Source organism: Photobacterium atrarenae, assembly GCF_024380015.1.
Lineage (GTDB): Bacteria > Pseudomonadota > Gammaproteobacteria > Enterobacterales > Vibrionaceae > Photobacterium > Photobacterium atrarenae.
On the sequence record NZ_CP101508.1, the window covers coordinates 1,765,146 to 1,783,387 of the forward strand.

Consider the following 18,242-nt stretch of genomic DNA (forward strand, 5'->3'; position numbering starts at 1 on the left):
CGTCGGCATCAATTTCAACAATTTTTTCTCATTCGGAAGCTGTGAATTTTTGTAGCACGTTTTCTTTTCCGATTTTCCTCTAGTTTAAATCGGCAAACTCACTGCCAGCCCTTGCTGTATCTGGCTTTGCGTGAAAGTTTTGTTTTTCCGATCTTCCCTCTGTCTTCCCATGAAAAATAAAAAAGCCCTGCAAATCTAACCACGCGTGATAGGTTTGCAGCGCTTCTCGTTTCAATGATTCGGTTGTCGTGTGGATGTAAGCCTGATCAAGGTCCGACAGTTTGTGATTCAGCAATCGCTCCCCCACGAACTTATCAACGCCCAGGTCAGCCAGCCGCGTTCGTGCCAGCTTTCGGCAATCATGACTGGTCCATTCACCCTGGCTCACTTTCTGATAAATATCGTTCGCAGCATCCTTGCCGATTGGCACCTTTGGATTAGCAGACGGGAACAACAATAAACGGCCTGTTGGCTGCACAGCCTGATACGCCCTGAGCAATGCCATCACCTGATCCGTCAGCGGTAAATACAGCGTCTCTTTGGTTTTGGTATGGCTGGCCGGAATACGCCAGACGCAGTTCTCCCAGTCGATATGGCACCATCGTGCCAACCGGGTTTCAGATATCCGCGTCCCGTGTGCCAATTGCATCAGCACCAACATCCGTTCAGACCAGGTCATTTGCTGCAAACGCGCAAACAGCGGCTTTACCATCGCCGGGTGTAACTTGCCCTCTTTGGGTTTCGCTTTCGCCTGGATGAAATCACCAAACTGCATCGCAGCCATCGGATTATGTGACAACAGCTCTTCACGGGCCGCCTGCCGGAACGCAGCTTTCAGAATCGCGAAATAGCCCTTCACGGTACGAAGCTCGTACTCCTCCTGCAACGGCCAGATCACCCGCTGTTTAATGTGATGCTTTCGCGCATCATCCAGCGACAGCTCATTCAGTGCCGGCAGCAGATGCCGGGTAATCACCGACTTCACCGCGCTCTGGCGGCTCGCGCTTAGCTGCTTTGACGAACTCACATGATCCAGATACCAACGCAGGCAATCACCAAACGTCTGCCAATCACTCACGGTCGAATCTGATTGAGTGGCCATTTGCGCCAGCTTCAACGGCAACAACTCGAACAAAGCGCTCGCTTTCAGTTGCGGCCAACAACCTAATCGCTCCCACTTTGCCCGGCCATTGCGACCGTTGTTCCGACGCTTATCAACCAGATACCAAGACCCACTTTCGCGGCTGGTATGAAACCTCAACTCCAGGGCATAACGCTCATCCCGCAACCGGGTTATATCGCCGTTCGACAGATGCTTCTCAATCGCACGGTCTGAAATCCGAATTCGCTTAGTACTCATGATGGCTGTCATGCTTCTATTCTGAATTTGTCCCGTCTCTCCGGGTGTCACGCCACTTCGTCGCATTCGGCTGACGTTTCCGTTAATGGGGCGGTTCCTTGCCCTGCTTGCACCTTTTTGAATGACTCATTGCGCTCACGTCAAAGGACGAGCAGCCTACAACTGCTCACGGTCTTCGCTAACAATGATCACAGCGAGGTACCCACGCTCTGGAGATCAACTTGAATGTTGAGAAAAGAAAAAGGACGGGCGACTTAAGGTAACGGTGGACGACCACCCAATATGCAATGACTTATTCGCCCGTATTCGGTAAGGCCTGAAAGCTATATTCAAAAGCAGGTTCAAAACCCGAATCAAAACCATAAAAGGCTCTCAGGCGTAAAATCTTGTTGGCGCACTCCTTCCAGGCAGCAAACCACACAGGATCGCGTTCGACTGCCTCCCCATACGTTGCGGGAGGCAAATCAAAAGGCTGCAGACACACAGTTAAGTCGGAAGCGGGAGGTTTCAATACCACCTCCCGGTATTCCGTGACCACTTCAGTCGTAGTGCATCCGTTCAGTAACAGCGCGAGGCAAAGGCCGGGAATAGCAATCTTCATGTTGAATCACCGTCCGAACCGCCTCAACACGCACCCGGGCATCCTGTCGCAGCTTCTCCACTTCCTGTTGAACCGCGTCCGCGGCCAGCTGTGCCGCATCACGCGCCTGCACCAATCCCTGCACCTGGTTATCCAGTGCATGGTTGGTTGCAGTTAATGAATCAACGGTTTGTTGAGAAGCCTTGAGCTGTGTGCTCAGGTTCTGGTTGAGATGAGATTGGGAATAATTGAACAAGAGGCTGACCGCAAGGGAAACACCCAGCCCGACACCAAGGGAAGCCCTAAGGCGTGTAAGCATTCAGGCACACCTCCCTTTCTGCACTCCTGCGCCGAACCAAGCCCTTCAGGCGTTTGCCATCGGCATACACCCAGCGGGTGAGTTCATTGCAGGCGCCGGTGTAGTCTTCGGCGTTGAGCTTCTTCAGCAAAGTCGACCGCTGAAAATTCCCTGCCCCGACGTTAAACACAAAACTGACGAAAGCATCAAACTGATGTTGCTCCAGGGGGACCGTCACCCACTGATCAACGACCGCTTCTGCCGATTGCACATCGCGAACCAGGTTCCCGACCACCTCTTGATGCGTCACTTCCGAATTCGGCGTGACACCAACCGTGTGGCCATAACCGTTCGTCCAGACATTGGCAGAACATTGATACGCGTTTAACTGGCACCCCTCGTAATCCATGATCAGCTTCATCCCGGTTTCGCTGGTTTCCAGCGAGCCGGCAGGCAGCAGCGACAACAGACCCAGAACAACAGCAGCCGAACAACGCTTAACTGTTGACGTCTTCATACAGCTCCCTCAACTGAGGGTGCTGCTGCAGCAACTTATAGCTCTTCTTTCGGTAGTACCAGTTATTGGCAAATGTGCCCGCTGCAAACAGGATACCGATGACGGTAGCCCAGTCCTGCAACGAGAACGCCCCAAAGAAAGCCAACAGCGAGGCACAGAAGTACGACAACGCTGAAGATAGCTTTTCCTGCATGCTTTCCACCCATACAAAAAAGCGCCACCGACCCGAAAGTCAGCAGCGCTGTTTGATGTTGATAGTGCTAATCGAGTAGGAGGAGGCCTCACGGCCTCCGTCCTCTCACACCACCGTACAAGCGTGGGTCGCATACGGCGGTTCCGAATATATTTTCAGTGACTCGTACCCATCTCGCAACGAGTACAGACCCATCTCCTTGAACCATTTCATTGGCATGGCCTGATTGAGCTGGGGCGATAAAGCCAAGTGCCACCACCCTTTATCTGACATCGCCAGCTTCCACGCATTGCGTTCGCTTACACCCTCTTGGCGTAACCATGTCGCTATGCTGTATCTGCGCTTGCGCTGCTTGAGGCGATAGCACCGTAAGCGCCGCCTTATCCATTCATCCAAGCGCTGCATCGCGCTTTTCCGTATGGCAAGCTTGAAATAGTGTTGCCAACCTCTTAGGTATTGAGTGAGTTCGACTAGGACTGTCTTCAACTCTCGCCCTCGATTCCGCTTCGTTATTTGACGCACTCGCTTCTTCATCTGAGTTTGTGCTGTCTTCGAGATATGGATGCTTCCATCTCGTTGAAAGCGATGGCCTAGGTAAGTCCGCTCTGTCACTCTCGTTGCCGCACTTTTCTCACGGTTAACCCTGAGTTTCAGTTTCTGCTCCAAGAACTCCGTGATTGAGGCTTTTACTCGATTGGCGGCTTCCTCACTGTGCACGTAGATTTGGCAGTCGTCTGCATATCGGCAGAACTTATGCCCTCTTCGCTCAAGCTCTTTATCCAACTCATCTAATACGATATTTGATAGCAGCGGAGATAATGGTCCACCCTGTGGCGTCCCTCGTTGCCTCTGCTCAACTAACCCGTTTCGCATTATGCCTGCCTGTAGGTATGACCTGACCAGCTTCAGGACCCGTTTATCTGTGATGTCCTCCGATAGCCTGTGCATCAGTCTATCGTGGTTCACAGTATCGAAGTATTTCGCCAGGTCTATGTCGACTACATAACCCCGCCCCTCCCTGATGTAGTGGCTTGCTGCCACCAATGCATGGTGGGCACTGCGGTTAGGCCTGAACCCATAACTGTTGCTTGAAAACTGAGGTTCGTAGATATCTGTCAGTACTGAGGTAATGGCCTGTTGGACTACCCTATCAAGTACAGTTGGGATACCTAGCTGCCTCACTCCCCCGCTAGGTTTGGGAATTTCTACACCCAGAACGGGTTGCGGTTGGTAGCTCCCGTCCAGAAGGCTCTGGCGGAGCGCTTGCCCATTAGAAGACTGCCGAAGCATCGAGATAGTCGCTGTTATGTCGAGTTTATCAACCCCAGCACATCCCTTGTTCTTCTTCACTCTTCTCAGGGCTTGGTTCAGATTTGTTGAGGAGCAGATCCGCTCCATCAACTGAGTTGAGGTCACCAAGACTCGTCCTCCTGTCTACGCCGATCATGCTTGTCATTCTTCGTGGCCATGAGCGTCACTTGCGGTGTTGCCCAGTAGTACGTAGAGATGTTGTTCATCTTGCTATGACCCCACATGATTGAGTGTCTAGTGACTGCTTCTTGATATATTCAGTTCCGGCCTTCCCTTGGGTTGTACTTCCCCAAGGTACTATGCCTTCTGCTGACTTCTTATTACCCGTCACACAACATCACTGTTGTATTAGTCTCATCCGAGACAGGTCGTAAGATCTCCCGAGGTAAGACGTTGTTCTTTCCCTTGGCTGTGCCTGATTTACCCGTACACACTTCCCGTCGAGGCATTGGGCTGTTCTATATATTGCTAGGTTACCCAAGTTGTACTGGCCTACTATCAGGTTTCTGTTCGTCACACCCAAGTTTTGCCGTTTGCTTCCTTCAGATCCCACCTCACGGTGGGCACCCTTGCATAGGCTAACGGTTCTCGCTCGACTGAGCCCGTAGAGGACTTTCACCTCCTAGAACAACGCCATGCTCGGCGCACAAACGAAAAAACCCCGCCATCAGGCGAGGTTTTCCAACGTGGTAATCATGCGCCATGTTGGGGTGAGTGTCAACAGTCAGGTTTCAAAGAATTTACGATGGATTAGCTTCCGTACGGTAGATTTCAAGGTAGTTGACCAGATTCTCTAATTAAGCGGCTCTTTTTTGACCGCCTTGTTGGTTGTTATCTGCCCTTTCAGGGTTTAGTGTTACCGCGCCGATCGGTGACCAGTCTCGAGTATCCTTAGCCCAACGCTCAGGGTGTTTGGCTTTTGCCAACTGATAAACAGTATGTCGCTTCGCCAACACCTTGGCATCCAGGTTGCGGTGCCTCTCCGCGGGCGTCACGAACTTAATCGCACTGTGGCGGTGCTCGTTGTTGTACCAGTTTACAAAGTTCAGCATCCATTCACGTGTTGCTGCCAGATCCTTGAAACCATGCGCTGGATAATCCGGGCGGTACTTAGTGGTACGGAACAATGACTCTGAGTAAGCGTTGTCATTGCTGACGCCGGGACGGTTAAACGATGTACTGATGCCCATTTCGTCTAACTTTGCGCGCAAGGTCAGTGACTTCATTGGCGCTCCGTTGTCTGAGTGCAGATAACGCGGTTTTACAAAGCAGCGTTCACTGAATGTCGCGCGCTCAATCAACTGAGAAGCTAGCGCACCACATTCACGGTCATGGACTTCCCAGCCAACGATCTTGCGACTGTAAATGTCAATGACCATATAGAGATACCAGTACAGGCCGCGGACATTCGATGGCAGGTAACTAATATCCCAAGTCCAGATCTCATTGGGCTTCGTCGCTACATGAGAGACTGGCTCCGTGGCGGGCTTGTGTGGTTTTGCCCGTCCTCGGTGGTGTAATTGATCATTGGCTTTCAGTACACGATATATGGTTGATTCACTAGCAATATAGTCTCCCTTATCAGCCAGTCGCGGCACGATTTGGCTGGGTGGTAAACTGGCATATTCAGCGTCATTGCAGACGTCCAGAATGTGCTGGCGCTCTTGCTTTGACAATTTATTCTTCGGCTCCGGTCGGATAGCCAGAGGGCGAAGATCAGCCAATACATGACCGTTTGACGTACGCCAGCGACGCAAGGTTCGTTCAGGCACTTGTATAAGTTCAGCTGTCTTGTACTGAGGCGCGCCATTAGCGACAGCTTCATCGAATAGCTGCAGTAACGTCTGGCGCTCATCGAGAGGGGTTAGTCGTCCTCGCCCTCGACTCCGTACAAGACGTTGAGCTTTTTTGACAGCACCAGCAGCGCAGCCGTTTCAGCAAGTGCTTTGTCTTTGCGGCGCAGTTCTGTTTCCAGTTTGCGGATGCGCTTTTTATCCGCTTTACGTTCAGTCTGCTCAGTTTTCTTGGACTGTTCAGCTTGAGCTGCGCCACTGATACAAGCGAGTTTCCATGCTTTAACTTGCTCGGGATACAGGCCTTTTTCACGGCAATATTGACTAAGTTCTGTTTCTGACAGACTGGCGGTTTCGATGACGGTGGCGAACTTGGCTTCTGCCGACCATTGTTCAGAGTTTTTTTCACTACCTGGCACAGGTTTACCTTCGGAACGGAGTTTACTGCGCCAATTGTACAACGTTGCTTCGCTGATGTGTTCTTCCGCGGCGACTTCCGGAATGGTCTTGTTATGCGGTGGCAGTAGCTTCTTTAAAATGGCGGCTTTTCTCTCTTCGGAATATCTTGGCATAGTATCCTTCGTTAGCCCTCCATTGCTGGATTTTTGGGCGATTTAAGATCTGGACATCTATCCTGACACCGGGGGCGTATAACGCCTCTTGAAAGAGTTGATATCACCAATTAGTTTAGAATAACAATGGCTCTCCGGAAATTTCTCACGAGTCTTTACCAAATCAATTACATCTTTTCGCTTATTAAAATACTCGGCCTTTAATTGATTTGCTTTATCCCCCTGATGCTGCATTTCAATTTTTTCTTTTGCAATATTTATTAACTTATCTACCACTTCGTTTAATAGAGAACTCAATTTTGACTCTAAATCATGCCCTCTAAAATACTCAAAAACGTTATCCGTTCTAAGTCCCTTCCCCTCAAGCATTTTAATAAAACCTTCATCTGCATCAGTACAGGAAATTTCATTAAAATCGAAATCGTCTATAGAAAGCTTTTTAAGCGCTTCAAGTATTTCACCATCATATTCATCACAATTGTCATTATCATGAAAACGATTGACAAATGAAATAAACACATGATTTGACCAGCGTTGTAGCAAGTCTACAATTAAATTTCTTTCTAATCCTTGATAGTTATTTGTGGCTTTAAAACAAAATCTCATCAGCCCTTCTGGATGAAAATAATAATTCTCAATCGAATATTTATAGGTTTGAAAGCAAAAATCACTCTCATATGGAGCATCTCCAGTTCCTAGTAGATAATCATAATCACTATCAATACATACTAGTTTAGCTTTACCTAAAATAATTCTATTTTCCTTGAGCGCAGCAAGTATCGCACCTTTTCCATTTGCCTTTTCAACACTCGATATCGGCTCAACTTGTATGGTTAGCCCTTGTTTAAGAAATTCTTCAGTCCAGAATGCAACATCATCAAAGCCTTCAACATACGCAGTAATTTCTAGCTCTACACCAAAATGTTCTTCAGCTTCTGCCAATTCCGTCGATAATCCAAAATCTGGAATAGTACTTATTACTTCCATGAATCATCCCTTCGTTAGCTCTAAGCAATTGGGTAGCCAACCTTTTTGAACCAAGCTAGGTGAATGGGTTGCTATAATAAACTGATTATTCGGTGCTAGTTCTGAGAGATCTTTAATTAGATTTCTCTGCCACTTTACGTGTAAGGATATCTCTGGTTCATCAAATAAAAAAACTCGAACCTTACTTCTATACAGGAAAACAACAAAAAATATATATAGCAAAGTTTTCTCACCACGTGAGAGTAAATGCCAAGATATAGGCTCATCGCTACCTATTTCTCGTAAAGTTATCTTATTGTCTTCATCACGAACGACCTCCTTGTGAGATTCACTCAAGTATGAATTCAACTTTAAAATAACGTTTCTTATCTCACTCGATTTACGCTTTATCTCTTCAATCTCATCCACACTAATGTCTTCCCCTTCAAGGTAGGCTCTAGCTGCTTGGTTAATATGAGACTCATAAATTTGGACACCATCTCGTAAATAAGCGAACCTATCATCAATGGAGCTTCTATATAAATTCCAATAATGTAATGAAAAGTCGATATTACTTTTCTCAACATTATGTAATGTAGATCTGTCCTCTTGAAATAAGAAAGCCATTGGTCTTTCAAAGAAACCTTTACCATACTCACTAGTTAACTCATCTCTTATCTCAACTGGAATATGAAGTTCTTTTAAAGTAATTTCGCCCTTCAAGTCATTTGAATAGTGTATATTATTAAACACATTAGACTTTGAATCCTCACAATAGATATCTTTGAACTTATTAATAACATTCAAGTCGTGAAGGCTTTCATTCTCACTTACTACCTTTTCAATCTCTTGGTGTTCTTTAGTTCCATTGTCATTAGGCAATAGTAAAGAAGTTGCATGAACATCATTATCAAAAGATGCTTTAGATGACCAAAACCGATATTTGGATGTGGAGGGCATCCCTTTTTCCGGCTTTAAATTTAACGTATCGTAAATGATATTTAGTATAGTGCTTTTTCCCGTCCCATTTATACCAGTTAGAAAAGTCACATTGTTTTTAAAACTTAATGAGATTTTATCTTTACCCCAAAGGTTTAAGATTTCTAATTCTGTAAGGTGCATTATACCTCTCTTCAACACACTAATATTACTTCAAGTTTCCAAGAGATATCTATCTCATTGAAGTGTTGATAACATTTTAGAATGGTAACATGATTCGACATTCCATCACACTTTTTCAATCATGTACATTAAGCTACAATTCACTTAAAACGATGAAACACATCAAGGTGTTTAAAAATCACTCACAACTATAGCCCACGCTAACTCATAACCTCCGGCTCTTTCCCTATTCTAGATAGTTGTTCTTAGAGCCCACCTCAGCACTTCACCCTAGGCAGGTCACGCCACTTGGTGGTGTACTGAGGGGTTAGGTACTCTCGGCGCATGGCCCACTTGGGGTCGATGCCCTGGGCGGCGAGGAACACGCTGCCGCTACCATACTTCTGGTTGAGGCCGTCGAATACCTTCATCAGGGCCGGGTTGGACGGTGACTCATCGAACAGATCGCCCTGCGCATGTTCACCGCTGACGAGATCAATCAGGCCAACGCCGATTTTGTAGTACCGCACACCGGGAACGAAGACCTGATTGGGCAACGAAGCCACGGCTTTGGTGATCACCGCGGTATCGTCGGTTGGATACGCGAACCGGTAAACCTGCTTGAAACCCTGCGGCCGCTCGTCGTAGGGAGAGTTTGAAGCGAACACCATCAACACCCGAACCAGCGACTGCTGCTGCCTCAACTTCTCAGCCGCGACCCCGGCATGCTTGCACAGCGCCTGACGCAAATACTCCGGGCAAGTGATGCGCTCCCCTACACTTCGGGTCGAAAAAATCTGCTTCTTATCGGCCCGGGCTGCATCCCATCCCTTGCAGGCCTCGCCGTTCAGCTCCCGAACCGTCCGCTCCACCTCAACATTGAACGACTTCCGCGCCAAGGCCGGCGGCATATTTGCCAGTTGCAAAGCCGTATTGATGCCCATGAACTCCAGCCGTTTGGCGATACGCTTACCAATCCCCCAGACATCGGACGTTTTCAACTGCGACAGAATCTCCTTGCGTTGCGCCTCACTACGAATCACACACACGCCCTGATAGCCCTGCACCTTCTTCGCCGCATGATTTGCCACTTTGGAGAGCGTCAGCGTCGGACCAATCCCGACACAAACCGGAAGACGGCATTCCCGCCAAACGGCACGCCGGAGCTTTTGCGCATGAAGCACCAGGTCCGGAATCGCCTGCTCGCAGCGATGGAAAGCCAGAAACGATTCATCAATCGAGTACACATGCTGCTCCGGCGCAAACCGCCCGATCACCTGCATCATCTTAGCGGAGAGATCGCCATACAGTTCATAGTTGGACGAACAGGCGATCACCCCTTTCGCTTCACACAGCCCGCGCATCTCAAAGTAGGCTTTGAACTTCTCGACACCGGCTTCTTTGGCCTGGCGGTTCGCTGCCACAATACAGCCATCGTTATTCGACAGCACAACCATGGGCTTACCGCGCCAATCCGGACGAAAAACCTGCTCTGCCGAGCAGTAAAATGAGTTCGCATCAACTAAGGCGTACATGCTCAGCCCTCAGCAAAAATACGGCTGCGGCGGTGACACCGAATCGAACGCGTCACAACACCTTCCAGCGTGAACTGATCGTGGTACGACACACAAACAGGCATGTGCCCGGGTGATGCCGACAGCAACCGGCGCTGCTTGGTATCAATGAGCTTACAGACGAACTCCCCGTTCAGGTTCGCGACCACGACATCTTTGTCTTGCACTTCAACGTGGCGATCGACAATCAGCACATCACCATCATAGATGCCGACCCCTTCCATGCTCCGCCCCTGCGCCAGGCCGATGTAGGTCGCGCTGGGGTGCTCAACCAGCAACTCATCAAGGGACAAAGGAAGCTGTAGATAGTCTGCCGCCGGGCTTTCAAAGCCAGTGATCCCGGCGCTGGCGTAAAAAGGGATAAAGTTCATAACCGCAATATACTGTTTATTTGTACAGTACATTGTTACCTCAGAGGCGGGCTTAGTCAAGCAGGAGTGTTTTCTTGATGTGAGTCACATAGCGAAGCCAGTGAGACACTATTGTCATACCACTTAGCTATGTATGATAAGCATCAAATAGATCAGTGATTGATCACATAAATTGTCAATATTGTGATGTGTTCAATACACCTTTTTTGGGACCAAGGTTAACATTGTAATATATGAAATACCTGTAGTAACCGATTGAAAAATCAGAGAATTTATCAGGTGAGCGATATTGTGTTTTGGGCGAAGTATTAAGTGAAAAGCGTGAATGTATACAGTTCAACGTGCACCACTTTCCCTTTCACATCAATTGTAATAGGTTCGTTGTCGAGATTTAAAGATAATACGACAACTTGGAGACGGACTAAACAGGCGTAAAATCGTAGGAGTATAATTATGGCAAGCAATGTATATAGAGAGTTATTAATTCAAAATATAAATAAACTAATTCAACACTATGAAAGTTCAGAAAGCATATTTCGCGATAATAACAATAAAATGTACCATTCTGGTGAGTTTGGCGAATATCGTGAATATGCAGTAGAAGAATTATTAAGTCTGTGTCTACCTCAAAATTTTGGGGTAACACGTGGTTTTATTATTACGCGAGACAACCTTATAAGTACCCAGTGTGATTTAATCATCTATGATAAGGGATCATGTCCTAGACTAGTTGATTCTTCATATAAAAAATTTATCCCTGTTGAGGCTGTAGTTGCTATTGGGGAGGTAAAGTCTCAAATTAGAACTAGCTTAGAAATGAGTGAAATACTAGATAAAATGGCGAGGAACAAAGCACTAAAAAGTCTGAGCTCTACTACGAGGATAACAAAAAAAGTATACGCGCCGGATGAGGATAACGGCCGTTCATTTGATTCTAGTTATTTTAGACATGACGCAATTTTTTCTTTCGTAATATGCAAGAGTTTTAGCCCAATGCCAGAAAACGGATTTGACTATTCAGAAGATATCGATATGTCAAATAAACACAATTTTATAGCCAGCCTCAATTCCGGTCATTGCTCATATTTTGCGAGCCCAACGTGGTCATTAGGCTATGGTACGCATAATTATCATTATCCACATACTAAACGAGAAGCACACGAACAAGAGTTTAAAGCACCCATCCAAGACGAAGTGCCGTTAGCAATAGGCTTGCTAGTTAGTGCTCTTTACAATCATTGTAAAGTGGCGACTCTCGTAGATTTTGACCCTGTAGAGTACATTGCCACAAATATCAGGAGATAACTCCAAACAAAGAGTTTATGCAAGGTTCCCAACGCTGATATTCTCAATTAAAGATTAGGTTTTGTGTTTTCAGTATAACATTCAGTTTTCGTGATAAATTTTCTCACTTTAATTCTGCGTTAGTTTTATCCACACCTCACAGTAAAAGAGGAATAATAATGAAAGTTTTTATCAGTTGGTCAGGTGATACGAGTAGAAGAGTTGCAGAAGTTATTCGAGAGTGGCTTCCTACAGTTTTACAGACGGTAAAACCGTACTTTACCCCAAATGACATTGAGAAAGGTACACGTTGGTCATCCGATATAGCAAGTGAACTTGATGATTCATTAGCTGGTATTTTTTGTGTGACTAGTGACAACCTTAGTAGCCAGTGGTTAATGTTTGAAGCTGGAGCAATTTCAAAGAAAGTCGATCAATCCCTAGTATGCCCAATTCTTATTGGTATGGACAACTCCGACATCAATGGACCACTAACTCAATTCCAGACAACATTATTTGAAAAATCAGATTTTAAACGGCTAGTTTTTGATCTCAACAAAGCAAATAGTTCAAATGTATTAGAGGAATCAGTTCTCCATACAGTTTTTGAAAAATTCTGGCCTGAGTTAGAAGAAAAAGTATCAAAGATAATTCATTCCATTGGGGCTAATGATCCAAGAGCGACTGACATCAGAAGCGATCGGGAGCTCTTAGAAGAAGTTCTTGATTTATCTAGGTCATTAGCTATTCAAAAATCAGGGGGGTTTAAGTCGCACCAGGAATTTAACAGTCTAATCAGTGAGTTTTTGATGGCATATGATGCAATATTCAGAATTGACTGGCAGCATACAAAATCATGTCTGAGAGATATTGAACTCTTTGTTTCTCCTAGTGGAAACTTTATCGAACCAAAAGTTGATGATGAAGGAAACAATTGGGGTAACAGGCCATACTTATTAGAAACTTACAGGGGTCTAATCGACTACATTCACAAGCACAATATTGATATCCACACGAGATATGAATAAGAAAATCACTAACTAGAAATGCACCTTATTTACCTTTAACAAGGTACATTTCGTTTGTACACCAACGAATCGTTGGTATTTATCGAGGGATAAAGTGAAAAACAATCAAGTTAATCCAGAGAAGGTTACAAAACCAATCCAATTGCTAGCAGCTTGGTTAGTTGGTCTGATTCTAGTAAATGGGAGCTTGTTGAGTTCTGCTGTTGCAATAGGTACAGAACATTGGACCAGTTCAATGTTAGTTGTCGCATCAGTACTTAATGTGCCTATGTTTTTAGGCGCAATATTTATGCTCCAAACTAAGTTCAGGCCTGAATTACAAGAGGATAGCTATTATGCTAGCTATCTGGATAAACGTACCAATAAGCTTGTAGAGATTAAGAAATCTGAAGGGGATGATTCTTTACTATTACAAGAAGAGGTCAACAAACTCAAATCTATAGTGCCAGTAAAAAACAGCAATTGGACAAATTCAATTTTTGGAAGCTGGAAAGTTGCAGTAAACGATTATTTGCCGGACTATAATTCAATTCGCGAATCTTTAAAGCAACATAAAATCCCTGTAAACGAAATATTCGGAAAAGGTAACACTAAAGAACCCCCTGAAAATTATATTATAGCAATCAGTGAACATGTTGATTCTGAATCCGTAATATACTTACTCAGGGCAATATCCGATTTCAACTTTGATGGCTATACATATTTTGATCCAATCAAAGAAATTGATACTGATGATATATACCTTGGCAGCTATGGTTTTGAGAAAAACAATATTTTTCCTTTCAACTCTGATTTCTATGGCATAATAAAATCGGAAATTGATGTCGCCGATTTGAAGGAATTTGAAAGAAATAATATAATCTAGATTATCTCCATTTATATCAGATTAAGAGAAAGTAATTTTTAATCATAGTACATAATAACTTTCTTTAGGCGACCTCGGTCGCCTTTCCTTTCAACTAAAAGCCTTCAACAGCTCCAAGCTCTCCGCCATTGATTCATACAGCTGATCATAGGTCATACATGATAGCGGCTTACTGTCTATCGTGGTCTTCTCCCTTCTCCACTTTAGCCGCTCTTCATTTCCACCCTGCTGAATAAACTGATCCCGGCCAATAACCAACAAGCCGATATACTTGATAGTTTCGTTACCAAAATGCTGCTTCATTTTGTTAGTCTGCTTTAAGTCATCAAGAACAGAATACCAATCAACAACTTGGCTAAATCCATGCTCAAACCGGCGGGCCCACTCGTAACGGGTACTAGTCTTATTCTTCCTTTCCTTAAAGATACTTTCCTTCTTGGCATCTTCAAATTCAATAAATAAGTAGTCATCACCTTTATCATTGGAAACAGTAAAATCAGTGCGAAACTCATTAAAGAGAGACTGCTCTGTTTGATACTTAGCAGACTTAATCCCAAACGACAGGCCCATCAACAGTATTAATTGGGGAGCTTTCTTGAAAAACTTTAACAGATCTGTTTCACCAATTTCATTTTGGTTATCAAGAAGCACTTTAAACGAGTTTAGCTGTGCCTCAGACACAGCTAAATCAAACTTAAGTGGAGCCAGGTTTATCATCCTTCCCCCAAGAACTTCTTAATTTCATCAGGCTGAACAAAATCGACAACAACAATTTCATGTTCAGATTTTTTCCTGAAGATAATACGGTTCTTTTTATCCACCCTACCAATAAATAGACCTTGGGGCTTAGATAGCCGCTGAACATGCAAACCATCTAAGTTGCTCATACGCAAGTATTCAATGGCTGTCCGTGCCTTTCGCTGTTCACCTCGATCCATTCTTTCAAATGCGATACGAGCTTTTTCACTTATCACTACATTCATTTTGAAATTCCATTCAGCTAACAAGACTATACACGAAGTTGCACATTCAATCTAAGCCACCTCAGCCTCGCGTTCTTCCCGCTCTACCCTGCTTTGCAGCGCCAGCATGGCGGCGGTGCGTTGGCCGGTGAGCCAGTCGACCAGCTTCTGCAACACTGTCTGATAGCGTTTGAACCGAGAATAGGTGATCGGCAGTGTTTGGCAGAAAACGGCGAAGCGGGTTTCGGTGGTCCAGGCGATGCGGCCTTCGTGGCAAGCTGGGCACTTGCGGGTGACGCGGTGCTTGTTGGTCACCTTGCCGCTGCCGTTGCACTCCGGGCAGATCTGGCCGTGCTGCTGGGTGGCTTCGGCCATTGCCGTCAGGCTCAGCGCATTAATGGCCTTTGGTGAATACACGCCGCGCCATTGTTCCATGGCTTGGGCGGCTTGCTGCCAGGTGATTTGATACAGAGCCTTAGCCGACTCCCGATCCGCCAGGCATTCCACGAACAGAACGTGAAACCCGGCCGGAGATTCATGCCAGCTGATCCCCACAATCGCCAGCTGCTCTTCCACACTCAGCAGGCCGCGACCGCCTTTGTTCGGCTCGTAGTTGATGCCTTTGATATTGAATTTAGCCAACAGACGTTCGATTTTCATGCCGCTTCCCCCACAGCCAGTTGTGCAGCGCCGCAGCCGCGTTTGAATGGAATTCGTTGCGTTATTTTCACTTGATGCGGCGTGAACAGCACAAACACCGAACCGAAGTTCACACCGGATTTCTTGGTTACACCATCCGGCATCAGGAAGTTGTAGCGACCATCCGGCGTGTATACCGCCGTCGCCTTGTCTTCGACCAGTTCCAGCCACCAGGTGGTTAACGGCTCGTAGGGCAACAGCATCATCCCCGACTTCCCTGCCCCGGTTTCGCGGTGCGCCTTCATCAGAAACTCACGCTTACGGTCGAACGGCGGATTGCAGTACCAGTCGTTGTCCCACTCACAGGCAAGGCCATCAAACCCGATGATCTGATTATTCGGGTTGAAACGGAACGTCTCATGACCCTCAAGACCATAGTTCGACAGCCGGTTACGGGAAAACCATTCCGGCGACACATAAAAGCGATCGCACTTGGCGGTTTCCGGCTCGGCGCACACATCCAGCATGAACGGCTTGCCGTACAGATGCAGCGCGTCCGCGAAGCACCGCCACTGCGTTCCCCAGCGGTTTTTATCGTCTTTGTGCGAGGTGGTTCTGACTAAAATCGCCATGCGCTCACCCCCTGAATTTTCTTACTCATTGCAATGTTATCCTTAGGCCGCTGACCCTTGTGATCGGTAGCTTGGCCAGTTGAATTCAACCCAGTGCGCTTGGTTCGATTTAAGCCGGTCCATGACTCGTTCTCCGAGTTGCTTAACAAGCTCGCTGTAGTTGAGGTTGGTCAGAATTCCTGTTGGTAAACCATCGGCGGAACGGTTGTCCACGATGGTATTGAGCGTCAGCGCCTCGTTGTCGTTGCCGCGCTGCACGCCGACTTCATCCAGTATCAACAGGTCTACACTGGACAGCCGCTCAATCAGTTCCCGCTCGGAAACGGGAGAGTCTGCGCGATAGGTATCCCGCAGCCGGATCATCAGCTCGTTCACCGTCATCAGCACCGAAGAACGCCCGTTATGGTTCAGGTCGTTCGCGATGGCCGACGCCAAGTGGTTCTTCCCGGTTCCGGTTGAGCCGGCGAACACGAAACAGCACATATCGTCGGCGTAGAACCGACTTAACCAGGCGCGGGCATTGGCGACGGCTTTCTCCTGGGCCGCCCCATGCACCTGATAGTTTTCAAAGCTGCACTGCTGATGAATTTTGCGAACCCCGGATCGCCCCAGCAGGTTCTGCGCCACGCTGTTGCGATAGTCTTCGCGGTTCTTGCGGTGAAACTCCGCCACCTGACGCCGACCGTAGGCGTCGATGTCCTCCCGGCTCATCGGCTTCACATGGCTGGGCATAGTTCGCTGTAATCGCTCCATCACGTTCATGATCGGAATCCCTCCGGTGCTGAGTAGTTTTGTCCGGCAAAGCTGTTCACCCTGCCCTGCGGCCGACTCTCCCGCTCCAGCGCCCACTTGTTCGCGTTGCGCATGCCGTTGCGCCAGGCGGCTGACCAGTCGACGTACTTGATTTGCTTCGACAGCATCGCGTCTTTCCAGCGGTCGGTGGCCTCGTTGATGTCGATGATGAATTCCGACTGCCGGGCGTACCAATCCGCCATGTCGTCGGTGATCGTGAAATCGCCTGGCAGCGTCCCTGCCCGTTTTTTGGGTTTGCGATCGGCCTTGCGAGTTTTCGCCTCAGCCGTTTTGGGGACTACAGGGGTATTACTATGAGAGATTGATGGATCTAATGATGGTTTGGGGCCAGATTTCGGCCTACCCGGGGCCGAGTTTTGACCGGGGTCAGATTTCGGCCGGGGTGAATTCTGACCGGGGTCAGATTCTGGCCCACCCAGCGATTCCGTGACAATCCAGTACAGGTTGGTGTCGTTGGTTATCTCACCCGATGACGTCACTTTCTTGCGCGTTTCCTTCCTGATGTGGCCAGAATCGCACAACTTATTGAGCTGGGATTTCAGCGTACTGATGGAAACACCGCACTTCTGCGCGATGCGGTTCATGCTCGGCCAGCAGCAACCTTCGTCGTTGGCGAAGTCGGCCAAGCACAGCATGATCAGCTTGGTGCTGCCGCGAAAAGTCGGATCATCCCACACCTTAGACATGATTCTCACAGACATAAGGTGCCTCCCGGTTGGACGGGTTCAGACAGGTAAAGACTCATTGCAATGTCCTTTTGGTTTCAGCCAGTGGTCAGCTAGCTGCGTTTCGCGATTTCTGCTTCGATGTAAGCCAGCATCGGGTTGTGAGACTCTTTGCTCTCAACCAGCTCTTTCATGGCGGCACGCAACTGGTCGAGGGATGCGTGTTTGCCCAACAGCAGAACGGCGGTGACGGCCTCGGAGGTTTCTTTGTTCATGGTGGCGAGCATCCGATCCCGGTCTGCCGACTCGCAATCGCCACTCTTCCCCGCCACCACGAAGCCGAGCGGATTGAGGTACTGATTGAGCATATCCAGCGCCCGTTGCTGAGGCAGCGCGAGCAGCACCGCCGGCAGCAAGTCCATCATGTTGGCTTTGGCCTCGGCGGAGATGCGTTCGTTGTAACGCCAGAAGTTTTGCGCGTTGTTGGCCTCGTCGGCGCCCGGCACTTTGAGGACCAGCTTTTTCGGGGCATCCGGTTCCTGATGCAGGTTCAGCTTGTGATAGAAATGAGCGATTTTGTTGGCGACGAAGTCTTTCGAGACTTCACAGCGCCAGCTTTCGAGTGCGTTACGCATAACGCTTTTTAAACTGAGCATGGTCGTTTCCTTACACCTAGCCTGATTGTTGGCAATCAGTAGTTAATTGAATTTATTGAATA

At 47.4% G+C, this 18,242-nt stretch carries 21 protein-coding genes; 3 read left to right on the forward strand and 18 right to left on the reverse strand.

The genetic code is table 11. The features are described from left to right. Positions 1-79 precede the first annotated feature (79 nt). From NNL38_RS08370 to NNL38_RS08420, 11 genes are all read right to left on the reverse strand, one after another. On the reverse strand, positions 80-1,360 hold the full coding sequence (locus NNL38_RS08370; protein WP_255387607.1) for a tyrosine-type recombinase/integrase: 1,281 nt from the start codon (positions 1,358-1,360) through the stop codon (positions 80-82). A 292-nt stretch (positions 1,361-1,652) separates the two neighbouring features. After that, positions 1,653-1,961: an Rz1-like lysis system protein LysC gene (gene lysC, locus NNL38_RS08375; RefSeq protein ID WP_255387608.1), complete on the reverse strand. Its 309-nt coding sequence runs from the start codon at positions 1,959-1,961 to the stop codon at positions 1,653-1,655. After that, positions 1,900-2,259, reverse strand: a complete 360-nt coding sequence (locus NNL38_RS08380) for a DUF2570 family protein (RefSeq protein WP_255387609.1) — start codon at positions 2,257-2,259, stop codon at positions 1,900-1,902. Before NNL38_RS08380 ends, lysC begins: the two co-directional genes overlap by 62 nt. Beyond that, positions 2,243-2,755: a lysozyme gene (locus NNL38_RS08385; protein ID WP_304414179.1), complete on the reverse strand. Its 513-nt coding sequence runs from the start codon at positions 2,753-2,755 to the stop codon at positions 2,243-2,245. Before NNL38_RS08385 ends, NNL38_RS08380 begins: the two co-directional genes overlap by 17 nt. Then, entirely contained in the window at positions 2,736-2,948 is a 213-nt protein-coding gene (locus NNL38_RS08390) for an HP1 family phage holin (RefSeq protein WP_217393070.1), read from the reverse strand. The genes NNL38_RS08385 and NNL38_RS08390 overlap by 20 nt, the downstream gene beginning before the upstream one ends. 105 nt (positions 2,949-3,053) lie before the next feature. Beyond that, positions 3,054-4,346: a group II intron reverse transcriptase/maturase gene (ltrA, locus tag NNL38_RS08395; protein WP_369414611.1), complete on the reverse strand. Its 1,293-nt coding sequence runs from the start codon at positions 4,344-4,346 to the stop codon at positions 3,054-3,056. 710 nt (positions 4,347-5,056) lie between these two features. Further along, positions 5,057-6,624, reverse strand: a protein-coding gene (locus NNL38_RS08400) for an IS3 family transposase (protein WP_255387610.1) whose coding sequence is annotated in 2 segments (ribosomal slippage) — positions 5,057-6,171 and positions 6,171-6,624 — 1,569 coding nt in all. Because the reading frame shifts where the segments join, the coding sequence is not laid out codon by codon here. A 57-nt stretch (positions 6,625-6,681) separates the two neighbouring features. Then, positions 6,682-7,611, reverse strand: coding sequence for a DUF4435 domain-containing protein (locus tag NNL38_RS08405; RefSeq protein WP_255387611.1), 930 nt, complete (start codon positions 7,609-7,611; stop codon positions 6,682-6,684). 3 nt (positions 7,612-7,614) lie between these two features. Next, on the reverse strand, positions 7,615-8,712 hold the full coding sequence (locus NNL38_RS08410; protein WP_255387612.1) for an AAA family ATPase: 1,098 nt from the start codon (positions 8,710-8,712) through the stop codon (positions 7,615-7,617). Positions 8,713-8,969: 257 nt separating this feature from the next. Continuing rightward, a complete protein-coding gene (locus NNL38_RS08415) occupies positions 8,970-10,226 on the reverse strand; it encodes a Y-family DNA polymerase (RefSeq protein WP_255387613.1) in 1,257 nt (418 codons plus the stop codon). 2 nt (positions 10,227-10,228) lie between these two features. Beyond that, positions 10,229-10,636, reverse strand: a complete 408-nt coding sequence (locus NNL38_RS08420) for a S24 family peptidase (protein ID WP_255387614.1) — start codon at positions 10,634-10,636, stop codon at positions 10,229-10,231. A 453-nt stretch (positions 10,637-11,089) separates the two neighbouring features. Here NNL38_RS08420 and NNL38_RS08425 point away from each other — a divergent pair, with 453 nt between their 5' ends. The 3 genes from NNL38_RS08425 to NNL38_RS08435 all read left to right on the forward strand — a co-directional run bounded on the left by NNL38_RS08425 (position 11,090) and on the right by NNL38_RS08435 (position 13,813). Beyond that, positions 11,090-11,941 carry a DUF6602 domain-containing protein gene (locus NNL38_RS08425; RefSeq protein ID WP_255387615.1) on the forward strand — a complete coding sequence of 284 codons (852 nt, stop codon included), beginning with the start codon at positions 11,090-11,092 and terminating at the stop codon, positions 11,939-11,941. 158 nt (positions 11,942-12,099) lie between these two features. Continuing rightward, positions 12,100-12,948, forward strand: coding sequence for a TIR domain-containing protein (locus NNL38_RS08430; RefSeq protein WP_255387616.1), 849 nt, complete (start codon positions 12,100-12,102; stop codon positions 12,946-12,948). Between the two features lie 94 nt (positions 12,949-13,042). After that, positions 13,043-13,813, forward strand: a complete 771-nt coding sequence (locus NNL38_RS08435) for a hypothetical protein (RefSeq protein ID WP_255387617.1) — start codon at positions 13,043-13,045, stop codon at positions 13,811-13,813. A 90-nt stretch (positions 13,814-13,903) separates the two neighbouring features. Here NNL38_RS08435 and NNL38_RS08440 read toward each other — a convergent pair whose 3' ends face one another. The 7 genes from NNL38_RS08440 to NNL38_RS08470 all read right to left on the reverse strand — a co-directional run bounded on the left by NNL38_RS08440 (position 13,904) and on the right by NNL38_RS08470 (position 18,180). Then, the gene (locus NNL38_RS08440; protein WP_255387618.1) at positions 13,904-14,530 is read right to left on the reverse strand and encodes a Shedu anti-phage system protein SduA domain-containing protein; all 627 of its coding nucleotides are present in this window, start codon (positions 14,528-14,530) and stop codon (positions 13,904-13,906) included. Further along, positions 14,527-14,796, reverse strand: a complete 270-nt coding sequence (locus NNL38_RS08445) for a hypothetical protein (RefSeq protein WP_255387619.1) — start codon at positions 14,794-14,796, stop codon at positions 14,527-14,529. The genes NNL38_RS08440 and NNL38_RS08445 overlap by 4 nt, the downstream gene beginning before the upstream one ends. A 51-nt stretch (positions 14,797-14,847) precedes the next feature. Beyond that, positions 14,848-15,435: a hypothetical protein gene (locus tag NNL38_RS08450; RefSeq protein WP_255387620.1), complete on the reverse strand. Its 588-nt coding sequence runs from the start codon at positions 15,433-15,435 to the stop codon at positions 14,848-14,850. Beyond that, positions 15,432-16,046: a DNA N-6-adenine-methyltransferase gene (locus NNL38_RS08455; RefSeq protein WP_255387621.1), complete on the reverse strand. Its 615-nt coding sequence runs from the start codon at positions 16,044-16,046 to the stop codon at positions 15,432-15,434. The genes NNL38_RS08450 and NNL38_RS08455 overlap by 4 nt, the downstream gene beginning before the upstream one ends. A gap of 42 nt (positions 16,047-16,088) precedes the next feature. Beyond that, positions 16,089-16,808: an ATP-binding protein gene (locus NNL38_RS08460; RefSeq protein ID WP_255387622.1), complete on the reverse strand. Its 720-nt coding sequence runs from the start codon at positions 16,806-16,808 to the stop codon at positions 16,089-16,091. Beyond that, the gene (locus NNL38_RS08465) at positions 16,805-17,560 is read right to left on the reverse strand and encodes a helix-turn-helix domain-containing protein (protein WP_255387623.1); all 756 of its coding nucleotides are present in this window, start codon (positions 17,558-17,560) and stop codon (positions 16,805-16,807) included. Before NNL38_RS08465 ends, NNL38_RS08460 begins: the two co-directional genes overlap by 4 nt. A gap of 77 nt (positions 17,561-17,637) precedes the next feature. Beyond that, entirely contained in the window at positions 17,638-18,180 is a 543-nt protein-coding gene (locus NNL38_RS08470; RefSeq protein ID WP_255387624.1) for a toxin YdaT family protein, read from the reverse strand. Positions 18,181-18,242: the final 62 nt, after the last annotated feature.

Excerpts from the sequence above, each read along its gene's own strand:
- NNL38_RS08440 (WP_255387618.1), bottom strand. The coding sequence starts at position 14,530 with ATGATAAACCTGGCTCCACTTAAGTTTGATTTAGCTGTGTCTGAGGCA.
- NNL38_RS08470 (WP_255387624.1), bottom strand. The coding sequence starts at position 18,180 with ATGCTCAGTTTAAAAAGCGTTATGCGTAACGCACTCGAAAGCTGGCGC.
- ltrA (WP_369414611.1), bottom strand. The coding sequence starts at position 4,346 with ATGGAGCGGATCTGCTCCTCAACAAATCTGAACCAAGCCCTGAGAAGA.
- NNL38_RS08415 (WP_255387613.1), bottom strand. The coding sequence starts at position 10,226 with ATGTACGCCTTAGTTGATGCGAACTCATTTTACTGCTCGGCAGAGCAG.
- NNL38_RS08465 (WP_255387623.1), bottom strand. The coding sequence starts at position 17,560 with ATGTCTGTGAGAATCATGTCTAAGGTGTGGGATGATCCGACTTTTCGC.
- NNL38_RS08430 (WP_255387616.1), top strand. The coding sequence starts at position 12,100 with ATGAAAGTTTTTATCAGTTGGTCAGGTGATACGAGTAGAAGAGTTGCA.
- NNL38_RS08385 (WP_304414179.1), bottom strand. The coding sequence starts at position 2,755 with ATGAAGACGTCAACAGTTAAGCGTTGTTCGGCTGCTGTTGTTCTGGGT.
- NNL38_RS08455 (WP_255387621.1), bottom strand. The coding sequence starts at position 16,046 with ATGGCGATTTTAGTCAGAACCACCTCGCACAAAGACGATAAAAACCGC.
- NNL38_RS08380 (WP_255387609.1), bottom strand. The coding sequence starts at position 2,259 with ATGCTTACACGCCTTAGGGCTTCCCTTGGTGTCGGGCTGGGTGTTTCC.
- NNL38_RS08420 (WP_255387614.1), bottom strand. The coding sequence starts at position 10,636 with ATGAACTTTATCCCTTTTTACGCCAGCGCCGGGATCACTGGCTTTGAA.
- NNL38_RS08425 (WP_255387615.1), top strand. The coding sequence starts at position 11,090 with ATGGCAAGCAATGTATATAGAGAGTTATTAATTCAAAATATAAATAAA.
- NNL38_RS08450 (WP_255387620.1), bottom strand. The coding sequence starts at position 15,435 with ATGAAAATCGAACGTCTGTTGGCTAAATTCAATATCAAAGGCATCAAC.
- NNL38_RS08410 (WP_255387612.1), bottom strand. The coding sequence starts at position 8,712 with ATGCACCTTACAGAATTAGAAATCTTAAACCTTTGGGGTAAAGATAAA.
- NNL38_RS08460 (WP_255387622.1), bottom strand. The coding sequence starts at position 16,808 with ATGAACGTGATGGAGCGATTACAGCGAACTATGCCCAGCCATGTGAAG.
- lysC (WP_255387608.1), bottom strand. The coding sequence starts at position 1,961 with ATGAAGATTGCTATTCCCGGCCTTTGCCTCGCGCTGTTACTGAACGGA.
- NNL38_RS08405 (WP_255387611.1), bottom strand. The coding sequence starts at position 7,611 with ATGGAAGTAATAAGTACTATTCCAGATTTTGGATTATCGACGGAATTG.
- NNL38_RS08445 (WP_255387619.1), bottom strand. The coding sequence starts at position 14,796 with ATGAATGTAGTGATAAGTGAAAAAGCTCGTATCGCATTTGAAAGAATG.
- NNL38_RS08390 (WP_217393070.1), bottom strand. The coding sequence starts at position 2,948 with ATGCAGGAAAAGCTATCTTCAGCGTTGTCGTACTTCTGTGCCTCGCTG.
- NNL38_RS08370 (WP_255387607.1), bottom strand. The coding sequence starts at position 1,360 with ATGAGTACTAAGCGAATTCGGATTTCAGACCGTGCGATTGAGAAGCAT.